The sequence below is a fragment of the Gammaproteobacteria bacterium genome, from assembly GCA_029880545.1.
GTDB lineage: Bacteria > Pseudomonadota > Gammaproteobacteria > Acidiferrobacterales > SZUA-150 > JAOUOD01.
Window position 1 is genome coordinate 32,590 of the sequence record JAOUOD010000002.1, and the last position, 15,475, is coordinate 48,064.

The following is a 15,475-nucleotide window of genomic DNA, read 5'->3' on the forward strand; positions in this document are numbered from 1 at the left end:
CGCCCGGGCGAGCCCCGGATGCCCTTGACTGCCTTGGGCAGCCGTGCATAATACGCAGCCTGTAGCCTTACAAGTATTTGATTTTAAAAAAGTTTGATCAGATACCGACAGTGATTAACCAGTAACACCATTCAGCCCGCTCGGCATTAGGCACCAATACGACTCTATGATTCATAAAATTCCCGCGCTGCTGCGCTTCCTGTTTTTCGTCTCCATTGGCTATATCGTCCTGTTCAGCGGTTTGCGCCTGGCATTCTGGCTGTATTTCAGCGACGCGGCTGACAATATTCCCGCCGATGTCATGCTCGAATCATTTTATATCGGTTACAAGTTCGACCTGCGCCTGACCATGTTTGTCATAGCGCCGGCCTTGTTCCTGGGCTGGATCAAAACACTGAGCCCCACCTGGAATGAAACCGCACGCAAGGGCTGGGCCATTTATTTCGGTATCGCCAGTCTTGCCCTTCTGGTGCATTACAGTCTGGACTGGGCCCATTTTGCCTACCTGCGCACACGCATGGATGCCACCATCTTGCGCTTCCTGGCCGACTTTGAAACATCCATGCAAATGGCCTGGGAAACCTATCCTGTTATAAGTGGCACGCTGGCGTTGCTGGTGATTGCCGGCGCTGCCGGATGGCTGATTTACCGGCTATCCTGTTACACCGCACAGCATCCGGGCATGGAACTGCCGACAAAGAAGAAAAAAGCTGTCGTGGCCACGGTTGCAAGTTTTGTTTTCCTGGCCGGCTGTTACGGCAATCTTTCCTGGTACCCGCTACGCTGGAGCAATGCTTTTTTCAGTACTCACCCGTTTGCATCATCCATCGCCCTGAACCCGGTGATCTATTACGGCGAAACGTTCAAGAACCAGAAGATCTCCTATACGGAAGAGTCAGTGCAGCAACATTACGATGTCATGGCTGACTACCTGCAGCTTCCCAGTCCTGACAAGCCCGGCCTGGACTATCGCCGCCTGGTTACGCCGGTAAACCCGGTAGTCGCCATCAATGGCAGGAAACCGAATGTTGTGCTGGTATTTCTTGAATCCTTTGCCGCCTATAAAACCGGTGTGTTTGGCAATACACTGAACCCGACTCCCAATTTTGACCGGCTGGCCGCCGACGGCCTGATGTTCAAAAATCATTACGTTCCGCATAATGGCACGGCGCGCAATGTATTCGCCCTGCTTACCGGCCTGCCTGACATTGAAACCGAGGCCACGTCCTCGCGTAACCCGACAATCGTAAACCAGAACCTGATCCTGGATCAGTATGATGGTTACAAGAAGTTCTATTTCCTGGGCGGCAGCACCAACTGGGGCAACATACGTGGCGTGATATCGTCCAATATCGAAGACCTGACCATCTTCGAGGAAGGCAGCTACCGTGCGCCACGCGTCGACGCCTGGGGCATTTCCGATATTCACCTGTTCGAGGAAGCCGCAGACGTCCTGGACAAGCAGGACAAGCCTTTTGTCGCCGTGCTCCAGACATCCGGCAATCATCGACCCTATAACATTACTGATGACAACAAGGGATTCAAATACGACGCGCAGGAGAGCAAGGTATTAAAAGCCAACGGTTTTGTATCCAACAAGGAATACAATTCGTTCCGCTTCATGGATCATTCCATCGGCTATTTTATTGAGCATGCCAGGAAGAAGAAATTTTTCAAAAATACAATATTTGTATTTTATGCGGATCACGGCCTGCTGGTCGGCAACCCGGGTGCGCACATGCCCAAAACCGAGCAGCCGCTGCACATCACCCGGCATCACATTCCGCTGCTTGTATACGCGCCACACCTGATCACGGAACCAAAAACCATTACCAGGGTCACAAGCTCGCTTGATGTCATGACCAGCATTGCCAGTCTGGCCGGTATTACACACCTCAACACCACGCTGGGCCGAAACTTCTTCGACGACAAGTATGACGGTGAGCGTTATGCCTTTGCGCTGTGGCACAGTACACCGTTGCGTATCGGCGTCATTGGTGATCGCTATTACTTCCGCATGTTTGCCGATGGCAGCGAGAAATCACTGTTTGACCTGCAATCGGAAGAACCGTTTGCCGACTTCAAGGACCAGTTCCCGGACAAGGCCAGGCGCATGGAAGAGATCACCTGGGCCATTTACGAATCCACCAAGTACATGCTTCGAAACAACGGCGCCAAGTACAAGGACAAGAACAACAAGGTGGTACGCTAGATGACCCTCGCACACCGGATATTGATCGCCCTGGCAGCCATGGGCATCAGCTTTGGCGGCCTGTTCTCCCAAAGACTGGCTGAAGACCGCGAACTGAAACCGGTCTTTGCGAAGGAAGAACTGTGTCGCACCGCCACGGCGGCTGACTCCGGCAGCGAACTGCCCGTCTACCGCAGTATCGACGTTCATCCTGCCGGCCTGACACGACAAACCCATGCCTCGGCACTGCTCGATATTGGCAACGGGGCACTGCTCGCCGCCTGGTACGGGGGTAGCTACGAGGGATCAAAGGATTCCGCCATTTACCTTGCCCGTTTCAGTCCCGAACAAAACAGGTGGTCTGAAGCCCGGGCCATCAGTGATCGCTTTCGCACCGGTGCTTCAGTATCCCGGTACATCAAGAAGGTTGGTAACCCGGTTATGATTAGAGACCGCGCTGGCAGCATTCACCTGTTTTATGTTTCCGTATCCCTGGGCGGCTGGTCCGGAAGCAGCATCAATCATATCCAGTCCGGTGATTATGGAGAATCATGGAGTGTCGCGCGACGATTGATCAGTTCGCCATTTTTCAACCTCAGCACCCTGGTCAAGGGTCAGCCGCTGCTGCTGGAAAACGGCGTCATTGCCCTGCCCGTATACCACGAGTTGGCGGGAAAATTTGGTGAAATGCTGTATATCGATACCAGCCAAGGCGTGATCGACAAGCGTCGCATCAGCCAGGGACGCGCCAGCCTGCAGCCTTCGGTAGTGGCATTTAACGACAAGGATGCAGTTGCGCTGTTGCGCTACGCTGGCAAGGCCGAACCGCGTATCCAGTATTCCGGTACTGTCGATGGCGGGTTGAGCTGGAGCACCATGACAGCCACTGGCCTGCCCAATCCCAACGCGGCTGTCAGCGCCCTGTGCCTGGACAATAACGGTGTTTTGCTCGCGTTCAATAACAAAGAACACGGCCGCAACGACCTGTCTCTGGCTGCTTCTGACGACCGCGGCATACACTGGAAAGTTCTGCACCAGGTTGAAAATGAAAGCAACGATTTAACAGAGCATCGCTTTTCCTATCCTCACCTGATTCGCGACAGTCTCGGCATGTACCATGTCAGCTACACCTGGAACAAAACCGTAATCAAGCATGTCAGCTTTAACCGGGCATGGCTGGAGTCAAAACTGAAATGAGCGGCGTCCTGCAACAAATGCTGGCGATATTCAGCGCCGGGTGCGTTATGTCACTGGCCATCATTGTAACACTTCGTTATACCCGTACCGACAACTACATCAGTCGGTTTCTGCCCGTGGCCGCGTTGCCGCTGCTTGCGCTTCCCGTTAACGGCCTCCCGGTTTATAACTACATTCGCGGAATCATCGGTGACCTCAGCATTGTCAGCCAGGGCCTGGTACTGGCCACGGTTGTCGCTCACGTTATTGGCAAGAACCTGGTCGACTTCAACAGCCATCGCTGGCTGTACCCCGTGATAGTAGTTGCCGGTATTGTGCTGTACCCGGCTGCGCTGGGACTCGGGCCGATTGACAGCTATCAATGGGGATTTTCCGGACTTGCCTTGCCCGTAGCGGTATTACTGGTGACTGTATTTATGATCCTGAAAGAAGCGTGGTTTGCGGCCTCGTTACTAGTCGTTGCCGTGCTGCTCGCCGGTATTCCGGCCATGGAATCCCGCAACCTGTGGGACTACCTGCTGGATCCTGCCGTGTTCGTGTATGCCTTGTTCCCTGTTGTCCGAAAACTCAAACATGCTGACGCCGGCAAAAACAGGCAGCTCATCTGATTACCGGTTCCGGCATATGAATCCCGTACCCCTGGATAAAGTCAACGCCGATCTCCTGTAAACACCTGATGGTCTCGTCGTTCTCCACGCCTTCCGCGACCGTGGACAGGTTCATGACATGCCCGACCTGGTTGATGCTTTCGACCATTGCCCAACTTACACGATCGTAGGCAATTTCATTCACAAACATTTGATCTATTTTCAGCATGTCAACGGGCAACAGTTTCAAATAGGCAAATGATGACAAGCCGCTGCCAAAATCATCCAGCGCAAACTTGCAGCCCCTTTCACGCAATGCCTTGATGAACTGCTCAGCCAGCGACATATTGCTGATCATTGCCGTTTCGGTAATTTCCAGGCAAATCCTGGAAGGCTCATCCAGTTCATCGATCTTCCGGACGATTTCCTGCATAACCCGGGAATTGGCCAGGGTTTGGCCTGACAGGTTAATGCTCACATGTCCCTGGCTGCCAAATCGTCCAAGCTGAATAGCCTCTACCGTATTTTGTACCACCCAGCTATCAAGGTTCATCATCATCCCGTAACGTTCCGCGGCCGGAACAAACTGTCCCGGTAAAACAAGCTCCCCGGCGCGATTGCGCATGCGCAATAACACTTCGTAATTGGTCCTGCTTCTGTCAATGCTGACAATTTTCTGGAAGTACAGCTCCCAACGGTTTTCCTCAATTGCCGACCGGATCTTGCGGGTCCAGTTCATTTCCCGGGTGCGTGACTGCAACGTGGTATCACTGTCTTCGTGCACATAGACCTGGTTTCGTCCCTTTTCTTTTGCCATGTAACAGGCTGCATCCACGGCACTTAACAGGCTTGCGGAACTGCTGCTGTCAGGCTTGATTTCCACGAGACCAATACTGGCGCCAAGCCCGAAAACTTTCTGCTCCCAGGTAAAACGGAAATCCTCAACTGTCTTTCTCAGTTTGTTGGCCACGTCCCGGGCCACCGATACCGGGCAGCTATCCAGCAGAAAACCGAACTCATCTCCTCCCAGTCTGGCCAGCACGTCATTGGTGCGCAACTTTGTTTTAAGTTCACTGGCAAGCAACTTCAGCAATACATCACCTGCCTTATGCCCACAGGTGTCATTGATCACCTTGAACTGATCAAGATCGATATAACCAAGGGAAGATGTGACTCCATTATTTTGCGCCACTGCTACAGCCTGGTCGAGACGAGCATGAAAATGCTGACGGTTCACAAGACCGGTTAACACGTCATGATGGGATTGATAGACCAGCTTCTCGGTAATGGCCTTAAGCCGGGTGACATCCCAGGAATAGACACGAACCCGATCGGTATCCGGTATGTACACCAGTTGCTGCTCAAATGCCTTCTCGCCCACAATAATATTGCGAGTAACAGCAGCAGAACCATTTCGCAGGTGTGGAAACAATTCAACAATACCCGCGGTAACCGGATGGCTGTGCGTATTGTCGGTTACCAGTTCGGGGAATGCCGCTTCCGCCACCGGGTTTAAATAGATAATTTCACCAAAATTACCCATCTCGACGATAGGTATCGGGCTCAATCGCGGGTAGGATGCAAGATAATTGATTTCCTGTTGGATTTTTTTGCGCTCGCTGACATCACGCAATGCGGCAGTTACCAGCAAACGGTCATTTGCTTCGATAGAACCGAGACTGATTTCCACGTCTATAACCGATCCATCTTTTCGCAATACCTGAAGCTCGCGCCCTGACCCCATGGGACGCGGCATGGGATTATCCCGGTAATACTGTCTTAATTCGACATGATGATGTCGCAATGATTCGGGTATAAGTATTTCTACTGTTTTGCCGACAAGTTCACGTGCGCTATAGCCAAGCAAGGCCTGACACTGGGCATTGGCAATAAGGATTTCACCCGGCTCGTCAATTACCAGCATGGGATCAGGCGCTGAATTGAGCAGCTGACGAAAAAAATCGATCGAGTTCTGCAACTCCGCCGGCAGACGAAAATGCGAAAAACCCCTAACAGTACTATCGTTAGGCGTAGCGGACACCGACACTCACTCCTCCAAAATACAATCACTGACAACCAGGAGTCGTCACGCCTTTTCGGGCGTTTTTCTAGTATTTATCCGCTAACCATAGTAGAAAATTTGGGGAAATGGAAGAATTGGCTTACCGATTGTGGTGTCTGGCCAAGGCGCGAATACCGAGGGTTTTGGAAGGATTCCAGAACAACTCCTGACCCCGATTCAACCCATTTTTTTTCGCAAGATATTGATATATATGTATATTCCTAACACGAAAAGGGCGCCCAGCGTATCGGCAGTAATGTCTTTCTGTGCATCCCAGATATCACCCTGGGAGCCCAGTACCGCGATACCCGCCTGGGCATCAACGCTGATGGCGTACTGCCATTCGATAACTTCATAAAGACCTGCCACCGTTACGATTGAGAACAATGGGAACAGGAATAACAGCCAGCGCGATCGTACCAGTCGCTTTCGATGCAGAAGCTCGGCAATGGCATAGGCGTAGAAGCCGACACTGAAATGCGCCAGCCGGTCATAGTGATTACGCTCAAAACCGAACAGGTTGCTGACAAAATCAAATGGTACGCGCTCAAACGTGTAGTGCCCGCCTATGGTGTGAAGAATAATGAACACCGACATCAGGCTATAAGCCATGGCTGAAAACCGGAAATGACGGTAACTGTATACCAGCAGGGAAACTATGATGATGACGGGGATGTTTTCCGCCCACCAGACATCACGCGAATACGGCTCGACCGCGCAAATCGAAAACACGATCAGGTACAGACCAAGAAGAGCATGTGGCACGACCTGGCCGCGATTCTCTGGCTTCATCAGAATGACTCCCATGGAAACCCGGCGATAATGGTCACGCCAAGCCCTTCACGCCCATGGGCTACGTCAGCGCGAATCACCATTCCGGACTCTGTCACCAGTCGGCCACCAATGCCGTAACTATGACGCATTTTTTCGCCCAGGTCCCTGCGCCGATCGGCCACTGTTCCGATTTCATAAAAGAATGCCAGCTGCAAAGCACTGCGGACATCCTTGGCAATAAAAATATCAAACGGCGTGGATTCATCAGTCAGGTTCCAGCGATACTCAATGCCGGCGAACTGCGTATGCGCCGCGTTATATCGCCCCATGGGATAGGATCGCAATCGACTCGTGCCACCCAGACCATCAACCGTTCCGTACTTGTTGCCCGCAACGACATTGTCGACCAGCTTCAGGCAGTCAGCCTGCTGGTCAGCAGTGCCGAGTGTACAATCCAGGCCCATGATACCCTGCACCGCCAGTGGATCGGTCTCACCCTCCTTGCGCACATGCGCGTCAGCCTGGTAGTAGTTGAACACCAGCGTATCCCAGCGCCGGAACGGGTAATAGCCGGTAAAGTTATACTGCATGGCAAACTGGTCCGGCGCGTAATCTTCGCGACGCGGGCTGTGTCGGGCAGTCAGGTCAAACCTGAGGCCAACCCTTGGGTTCAGATAGTCATCGGTATAGTCAATTCGGCTTCCGGCGGCATAGGCCTGGAAATCCTCGCGATCAGCGCTGTCGGTAGCCTGGATCAGCTCACCATCCTTGTCACGAATTGCCGACAGTTGCCAGTAGCCGGTATAACCCATCAAGTAAAACTCGAACATGCGATCAAGCCAGGTAGCGGTGAGACGGCTGCCGAAAAAATCATTGTCATCCATTTCCATGATCAGGTAGTCATCCTTGTCACCGCTGATGCCACGGGTGTTATATGCCTGGAGACTGACCTTGTTGAACGAGCTTCCGCTCACATCCATGATCAGATGTCGATCAACAAGGTGGATGTCCGACGCCGTCACGCCGACACCCTTCAAGTCTCCCTGTAATACATAACCAAAAATATCAGCGTGGGTTTCCGAAACATTGGGCACAACACCCAACAGGGCGACGCCGTCACCGACTCCGGGCAAACTGTAAGGAAACGGAAATACGTAATAACCGGATTCGGTCTGAAACTGGTCACGACGTCGATCAATTGCTTCACCATCAGCACTCACAAGCAGAAGACATAGGCCGACAATGGCAACAAAAAACGTTTGGGCGAACCCGGTTTCCTTTTTCACGAATCACTTCCTCCCTGGCGTGCTATGAGTTACAAGCGTACAACGACAAGACATTTTTTCGCTGCATGTTCATGGACGAGGCCGCTGGTTTTCTCAAGCCGGGGCTGGCATCGCCCGACGTCGCCACAAGGCCAAGGTGATCAGCAGCAGGCATATTACGGAAATTGTCGCCGGGAACAGTACGGTCGCAACACTGTAGTTTTCAAGTGCCAGCAGCACAACGGCATTTCTCACCGAAAACATGAAGAAAAACAGCATTGACTCGGAATACGGCTGGTCGTAGGTCTTTCTTGCTGTCGGACCAAAACCCAGCACATCAATGGAGGTCAGAATGATGACTGCCATCGCCGGATCACTGGTAAGGTACCACAGCGGCAATGACGCCAGCGAAGCTGCGAAAAACAGCCAATCTACCCTGGTAATGGAAATGTCCGCCCGCCTGTGCCAGGCAAGCACCGCGACCACAATAGTCAGCACTCCGGACAATCCTATCGGCCAGGCGCCAACTCCGCCGGCATCAGAAATCTGGGCAAGAAACACGATAAACGTGGTGAGGCCCCAGATAATCCATGAAAACACATGGGGCCGCACATCACCACGAAGGATTGATCGCACATAGGGAACAAAAATGACCAGTGTAATGATCGTTGCCACGACGCTCAGGATCAGCTTGATATGGGTATCGATCATTCGATTGTGTATTCCAGCCGGTTCAGTTTATCGAGTCCAGTCGCGAACTGCACAATTGCCGTTTGCGCCTGGCAAAATAAACCACAAAACCATAAACAACGCCATTCCACATCAACAGCGCGACCGCCATCAACGTGATAACCCGCCCGGAAAGCGGTCCCGGGTATACCAGCGGCACGATATAGTGATCCATAAACCCGCCGCCATAGCCGGCTTCGCCGGCCATTTGACGCAAGCGCTGCTCCCAGGCAGTTAATGGGCATGGAAACGACAACAGATTGATGGCTGCCGCCCACAAGGCGGCCGGTACGTGAACCCAGGCAACACGATGCCAGCCAAGAGCCAGTAGTCCGCCCAGTATTGCAAACAGGATAAACGCGAGATGGCACAGCAACACTACATCAGCGAGAAAAGACCAGGTCATGGCTGCGGGTTTCCTGTACTGATAGCCAATCGCCACTATAGCGCCAAAATCACTGTCTGTGACCTGCTTGTTTTGCTGGCGCGAATAACAGGCCACAGCGCATTGACCGTACCGGAACAAGCGGGTGTAATAGCGCCACGTTTATTACAATGTTGTCCGGACAATGCCCCTGCTGCCCGTTATCGAAACAGTTCTGCCGGTTTTCCTGATTGCCGCACTGGGATACTTCTATGGCCGCAGGTTTGACACTGATATCGAAAACATGAACCGGCTGAACATGGATGTATTCATCCCGGCTTTGATTTTTTCCGCGCTGTCGGCGAAAGGTTTTGATATTGCCTCGTACCAGGCCTTGATGCTGGCCGGCATTGCCGTGGTGCTGGGCTCTGGCCTGCTGGTATTGCCATTCCTGCCCTTGATTCGGGTGCAGTGGAAGACCTTTGTACCACCAATGATGTTCACCAACAGCGGTAACATGGGCATTCCGATCCTGCTACTGGCTTTTGGCAGTGATGTATTGCCGGCAGCCATTATACTGTTCCTCGCGGAAAATACGCTACACTTCACCCTGGGCATGTACCTGCTGAATCACCGGGCCGGTTTTCTGCGCGTATTGCGTACGCCCATGATTCTCGCCAGTATCGCCGGCATAGTCGTGAGTCTCACGGGCATCACTTTGCCGCGCGCCATTTCCGCGCCGGTGGATATGATTGGCCAGATCGCTATTCCGCTCATGCTGTTCACCCTGGGAATACGCATGGTGCAGGCCGATTTCAGTGACGCCCGTCTTGGCATTATCGCCGGTATCCTGGCCCCGGCAAGCGGCCTGACGATGGCCTGGCTGATCAGTCCATTTCTGAACCTGGATCCGACACAACAAGCGTGCCTGTACGTGTTCGCATGCCTGCCGCCCGCAGTGCTGAACTACATGGTGGCCGAGAAGTATAACCAGGAACCCAAAAAAGTCGCATCGATCGTGTTTATTGCCAACCTGATGGCTGTAATCACGTTACCGATTGTGCTGGCACGAGTACTGTAAAAACCCCTGCAAAACACCGCGTACCGCCAGGTTACCTCGCCGGCGCCACGCCAGTTTCCTCATTAAACTCGTACATTTTTCACACTTGCGCATCGTGTAAGATATGACTTCAACCATGCACATCGGAATTCTTAACGCCCGTTCCGGGCTTTAGCAAGAACAACTTCATGATCGACCGCGGTTTCCGACTTTCCGTTCTGGCGTTTGGATTTTTTCTGGCTCTCGTCGCATTTCTGCTGATTTACGACGGCTATACCCAGTACCGACAATATCGCGAATTCCAGACCACGAATGCTGCAACGGTTGCCAGGGGTGTAGCGGCCGAAGTGGAACGGTTCATAACCGAAAAACAACGCCTGGTGAATATTTTCACCATGGATCATATTCGGCAGATATCCTCAGCGGCGGCAAACGAGGCACACATCGCCAAAAACATCGCCTACCTTCATGAGCGGGCACAGCGATATTTTCCGGATTACTTTGCGCTCACTATCCTGGACCAGGACCTTGATCCGATCATTGACGACTTTGACGGACTCATTGGGGAAGTTTGCCTGCAGGACACGCGCGCTGCACTTGAATCCGGGCGATACAATACGCGCATACATCCCAATCCCGCCGCCTATCATTTTGATGTTGCCAGTCCATGGCAGACCAACGGCACAAACGGCGCGTTGTTAATCGGTTTTCACGCAGACTTTCTCGGGCGATTACTGAAGAATCGACTGATACCCGGGCACAAGCTTGTATTGGCGGACAAGTCTGCAGATCATCTTATAGAGGTCACGCCGGATGGTTCACGCATAAACTGGTTACGCGATGACTACAGGATGCCCAGGGAAGAACTCGACAGGGTGCTGGTCAGTACTCCAGTCGTCAACAGCAGGTGGCATGTGTATTCACTACACGATCAGGACCTGTTCAGCAGCCAGATACGAAAGATCTTTTTTGAATCCGGCCTGTTGTTCTCGGGATTTTCCATTCTCGTTGCTGTCGCCCTGTACCGCCTTCACAACGAAGCGAAACAACGCATGAAAGCCGAAAAGATCAAGAACGAATTTATTTCCCTTATCAACCACGAGCTACGCACACCCCTGACCGCGATACGGGGTGGTCTCGGCCTTATTGCCGGTGGCGTTACCGACAGCATAAGCGGAAAAACCACTGAACTGGCCCGCATGGCACTGAACAACGCCGAACATCTCAGCCAGCTTGTCGATGATTTTCTTGATGTGCAGAAATTAAGTTCCGGCAAGCTTGAATATCACAAGGAGCTGGTCGACCTCGGTTCTGTTATCAGGCATGTGATGGACAGCTACCAGAGCTATGCCGGAAAATTCAACGCGCACTTGCGCTTTACCAGTTCCTGCCAGGACTGCATCGTGCATGCCGATCCGGGTCGGATCGAGCAGGTACTCGCCAACTTGTTGTCCAATGCAGTGAAATACGGAAAGGACAACGATGAAGTTATTATCAATCTGGACAAGAACGATGCCAGCGCACGCATCAGTGTTACCGATCACGGCATGGGCATACCGGAAAACTTTCGTCACCGGCTATTCAAGGCTTTTGAGCAGTCAGGGCACAAACGCGAACCGGTTATAAAAGGCACCGGTCTCGGACTCTACATTGCCAAGGCCATTATCCAGGAACATAACGGTGATATCGGCTTTGAAACCGGAGATGGTATCGGCACCTGCTTTTGGGTATCGCTACCCCTGGCCAGATAAGAGCCGAAGCTTGCCTGGTCAGGCAAACGGTAACCCGGCCAGGAGGATGTCATTCATCAAACCAGAGGAGTTGCTGGCCCCGTCAACAACTCTCTTCTTTGCCGGATTGATGCAAAAGATTGTTCAAATAGCCGGAAATACGTCCGGTTACTGCAGTCATGTCACCGGGATTCTCGCAATTCCTGACTTGCACCAGGAATCCTGACAGCAGGGTCAACAGAAATTGAGCCTCGTCATCCAGTTCCCCGGCAATCAGTCGCTTGCCGCAGGCCTCAGCCAGGGAATCCCGAAAAAACTTCTTGATGGTATTCTGGGCCGATAGTATCACTTCACGCACATCAGGCTCATGCGCGGCCAATTCCAGCGCAGTGTTCATTACCAGGCAGCCGCGCCTTACATCTTCTGACTCGGCATCTGCTACAACCAGGTCGAATAATGCAGTTATGCGTTCCAGGGCACCGTATTGTTCTGCAAGACGCTCCAGCCTGACCTCCCGCAGCATCACGTGATACTGCTCAAGGGACCGGATGAACAATGTACGCTTGTCGCCGTAGGTATTGTAGATACTGGCCCGGTTGATGCCCATTACATCAACAAGATTGCTCATGGACGTGGCATGGTAGCCATGCGTCCAGAACTGACACACCGCCTTGGCCAGGGTCTCGTCAATGTTGAATTGCGGTTGTGAAGGCATAAAAATTCCTAGATTGAAAAATCGGCAACCCATCCACCAGAAGTAAAATCGAGCAATACATCACGCGGCGCCATTTTCATGGCCGCGCCAGACCTGAATTCCTGCTTTACCGGGAAACTTCGGGCAAACTCTTCCGGATCGCAACTGGCTGCCTGAACCGTACGAAACGCCAACTCAATGTCCTGGTTCACCTTGATCGGCTCCAGCCCCATGATCTCGCCCGGATCATGGAACAGCGCCCGCTTTTTTACCACGCAGGTGAAATAGAGCTGCAACTCTATCAGCAACGGCTGGTTACGACGGGCCAGCTCCCTGGCAGCCCTGCGGGTCCAGCGCACCGTCACGGGCTTATTGCGCAAGCTCACCTGCTGCTGGTAACGAGACGGGTGCAGCAGCTTGTCGAGAATATGCAGCGGATTTGGAACAGAAAAATAACTGTAATGCAGATTCACACCTGTCTCCTTATTGGAACGATCGTTCCAAACGACACTAACACGTTTGGAACGATCGTTCCAGTCGCTCTTTCGACACGCCAGGCGCGAGCAGCGACAGCCAGCCTCTATTTTATTGTTATAATTCAGAATATTATGAGTAGTAGCAAACAATATTTATCGAACTGTTCCGCCGACAGGCACAGTTCTTTGCCGCCGGCAAAAAGAAAATGGCCCGCGCCGTTCCCGGTCGCGAGCCTATTCGGGCAATCGGTACTCAAGGACAGGTTCTGGTTACCGATACCGACACACTGTCGAAATGGTACATCCCCCCGCTGTCCCGGGCATAAAAGCGGAGATCATGTGTATTGGCGCCACAATTCGGCGCATACAATTTTGCCGTCAGGCTTCCCGCAAACGCAGCCAGTACTGATTCTGCCTGGCCGTTGATAGACGTTGTCCAGGTGAAATTCTTGTTGCCGAGCAGTCCGTCTTCAGTATCAGTTGCGGTTCCGGCAATATTTACCGAGGCATACCATCCTGATGTGTCTTGCAAAGATGCTGCGAAGCCCTGTCCTGCGAGTGGCGCACTTATTGCCGCAAACGGCGGGTAATTGAACGCGAATATCCTCTCGGCATAAAAACCTCCTGGCGCGGTACCCAAGTTTCCTGCTATGACGCCTTCCCATGATAGATGCATGCCATCAAGAAAGTTCGCGCCTTGCTGGCCGGTGGAAATAATCACATGTTTCCTGTCAGCAAGTGACACCTCTGCACGGGCATCAACGATTACAGGCGTCACCGCGTCTGCCACAAATGTTCCTCCCAGCGCTGCCCAGCTACCTGCCCGGCTGACAAGGTTATCATCACGATGGTCCAGCACCAGCGTACCCAGCTCACCGTTGTAATTAACACGCCAGCTTCCCAGGTACGACTCGGGAGCGAGAGGCCGGGCGCTGTCATACGCTGATGCCAAGAAAGCGGACTGCCTGGCATACCCGCCCCAAACCGTGGCATTGCCGTCATAATGCAGGCCGGCCATGGTCATATCATCGTAGGTGAAATTCTGGTATTCAAATCTTCTTCCCTGCAACTGGTCCCACCGCAGGTTTGGATTTGCCCAGTCAATGTAATAGGTCATCGATCTCCCGCTGATTACGCCATTCACGCGATAGGCATTCCCGGCAGCATCATAAAATGTGCCAATACGCTTATCCGCAACCCCGGCTACCCTGGGATATTCATCAAACAATGCTCGGGATGCACCCGGCATATGATAAACATGCAACTCTCCATGATGTCCGTCAAATGACAAATTCCACTTCCCGACAAAGGCCAGTTCCGGCCATTGCGTGGGCACATTAACGGTTTCGATATAACCGCCACTTGTTCCATAGGTACTCAGATAATTGTAGGAAATACGAGTCCAGCCGTCCGCCCCCGCGCCGTTTATTCCCCAGCTATTCTTGACTATGAAGAAAGGGTTGGCCGGGTCGGATCGATCATACCCGACAATCAGCATTGAATGGCCGTCCAATGCCGTAGAGCTATCGGGAACCCAGACACCGCCAGTACGGTTACCACCAACAAGAAAATCCCAGACCACCTCGTGCCCCATCAATAACGCCGCTTCAATTTCTGCCGGTGTATTGCCGGTCGCCAGCTTTCGAAACGAGCCGATTGAGTAATAGTTTCCGGCCGTCACGGCTGTGCGCGGAAGAATGGCGGGATCCAGATTATAATCACTGGCGTTGCGCTGATTCTTCCAGTATGGATCAGCCCAGTCACCGCACGTCGCGCAATAGGGGGTTAAATCCGGGTTGCCCGAAACATACGGCATATCCGTTTCGGACGGCACCCTCATCCAGTTCCGTAGCGCGCCGAGATAATACAACCCGGTGCCTCCGCCGAATGCCGCGACTTGTGTTTCAGTGAAATTCGGACCAAGCGTTGCCGGGCTCTCATCAGGAATTCCATCCCCGTCAAGGTCTGAAACGACCCCATCTCCGTCCCTGTCTTCAGGATTGCCCCAATTTGGATGAATCCACATGGTTTTTCCCATGTGGTTAACGAAATCTTCGGCCAGATTCAGATCGCCATAGCCGGCCTCTTTGTACGCTGCCTCCATGGCTGCTACAACCGAGAAAGTAATACAGGTACGCTTTCCCCCCTGATTTTTCAATGGCGTCTGCTGGAACCGGAGATCCACTACATCAGGAACATCAATATCAAGATTACCGTTTTCGTCACAAGCCGAAACAACCGTCATAACCAGCATGCATGTAACAGCTTTCGCTACCGGCTTCATGAAGATTTTCATACACGATTTCCTCTCACCTTTGGATCCGTCTGTTTTGATGCCACCCGCAA

The 15,475-nt window shown here is 52.6% G+C and carries 13 protein-coding genes; 5 read left to right on the forward strand and 8 right to left on the reverse strand.

Features of this window, described 5'->3' with window-relative positions:
- The first annotated feature begins 166 nt into the window (after positions 1-166).
- The 3 genes from OEZ10_02210 to OEZ10_02220 are packed head-to-tail and all read left to right on the forward strand — an operon-like array spanning position 167 to position 3,996.
- The gene (locus tag OEZ10_02210) at positions 167-2,212 is read left to right on the forward strand and encodes a sulfatase-like hydrolase/transferase (GenBank protein MDH5631788.1); all 2,046 of its coding nucleotides are present in this window, start codon (positions 167-169) and stop codon (positions 2,210-2,212) included.
- Positions 2,213-3,388 (forward strand): exo-alpha-sialidase, encoded by a 1,176-nt coding sequence (locus OEZ10_02215; protein MDH5631789.1) that lies wholly within the window; start codon positions 2,213-2,215, stop codon positions 3,386-3,388.
- The gene (locus OEZ10_02220) at positions 3,385-3,996 is read left to right on the forward strand and encodes a hypothetical protein (GenBank protein MDH5631790.1); all 612 of its coding nucleotides are present in this window, start codon (positions 3,385-3,387) and stop codon (positions 3,994-3,996) included. The genes OEZ10_02215 and OEZ10_02220 overlap by 4 nt, the downstream gene beginning before the upstream one ends.
- Here the strand turns inward: OEZ10_02220 and OEZ10_02225 are convergent.
- The 5 genes from OEZ10_02225 to OEZ10_02245 form a co-directional block, all read right to left on the reverse strand.
- Positions 3,989-6,022: an EAL domain-containing protein gene (locus tag OEZ10_02225; protein MDH5631791.1), complete on the reverse strand. Its 2,034-nt coding sequence runs from the start codon at positions 6,020-6,022 to the stop codon at positions 3,989-3,991. The two genes, OEZ10_02220 and OEZ10_02225, sit on opposite strands and share 8 nt — an antisense overlap.
- Positions 6,023-6,214: 192 nt before the next feature.
- Complete coding sequence (locus OEZ10_02230) at positions 6,215-6,829, reverse strand: DUF2238 domain-containing protein (protein MDH5631792.1); 615 nt, start codon at positions 6,827-6,829, stop codon at positions 6,215-6,217.
- Positions 6,829-8,097: a hypothetical protein gene (locus tag OEZ10_02235; GenBank protein ID MDH5631793.1), complete on the reverse strand. Its 1,269-nt coding sequence runs from the start codon at positions 8,095-8,097 to the stop codon at positions 6,829-6,831. Before OEZ10_02235 ends, OEZ10_02230 begins: the two co-directional genes overlap by 1 nt.
- A 93-nt stretch (positions 8,098-8,190) precedes the next feature.
- Complete coding sequence (locus OEZ10_02240) at positions 8,191-8,787, reverse strand: hypothetical protein (protein MDH5631794.1); 597 nt, start codon at positions 8,785-8,787, stop codon at positions 8,191-8,193.
- Between the two features lie 22 nt (positions 8,788-8,809).
- On the reverse strand, positions 8,810-9,211 hold the full coding sequence (locus OEZ10_02245; protein MDH5631795.1) for a DUF2784 domain-containing protein: 402 nt from the start codon (positions 9,209-9,211) through the stop codon (positions 8,810-8,812).
- A 163-nt stretch (positions 9,212-9,374) separates the two neighbouring features.
- Between OEZ10_02245 and OEZ10_02250 the strand changes: the two genes are divergently transcribed.
- Positions 9,375-10,250, forward strand: coding sequence for an AEC family transporter (locus OEZ10_02250; GenBank protein ID MDH5631796.1), 876 nt, complete (start codon positions 9,375-9,377; stop codon positions 10,248-10,250).
- 167 nt (positions 10,251-10,417) lie between these two features.
- On the forward strand, positions 10,418-11,980 hold the full coding sequence (locus OEZ10_02255; GenBank protein ID MDH5631797.1) for a HAMP domain-containing histidine kinase: 1,563 nt from the start codon (positions 10,418-10,420) through the stop codon (positions 11,978-11,980).
- 82 nt (positions 11,981-12,062) lie between these two features.
- Here the strand turns inward: OEZ10_02255 and OEZ10_02260 are convergent, their stop codons facing one another.
- From OEZ10_02260 to OEZ10_02270, 3 genes are all read right to left on the reverse strand, one after another.
- Positions 12,063-12,674 (reverse strand): TetR/AcrR family transcriptional regulator, encoded by a 612-nt coding sequence (locus tag OEZ10_02260; GenBank protein MDH5631798.1) that lies wholly within the window; start codon positions 12,672-12,674, stop codon positions 12,063-12,065.
- 8 nt (positions 12,675-12,682) lie between these two features.
- Entirely contained in the window at positions 12,683-13,126 is a 444-nt protein-coding gene (locus tag OEZ10_02265; GenBank protein ID MDH5631799.1) for a hypothetical protein, read from the reverse strand.
- A 256-nt stretch (positions 13,127-13,382) separates the two neighbouring features.
- On the reverse strand, positions 13,383-15,425 hold the full coding sequence (locus OEZ10_02270; protein MDH5631800.1) for a hypothetical protein: 2,043 nt from the start codon (positions 15,423-15,425) through the stop codon (positions 13,383-13,385).
- Positions 15,426-15,475 lie beyond the last annotated feature (50 nt).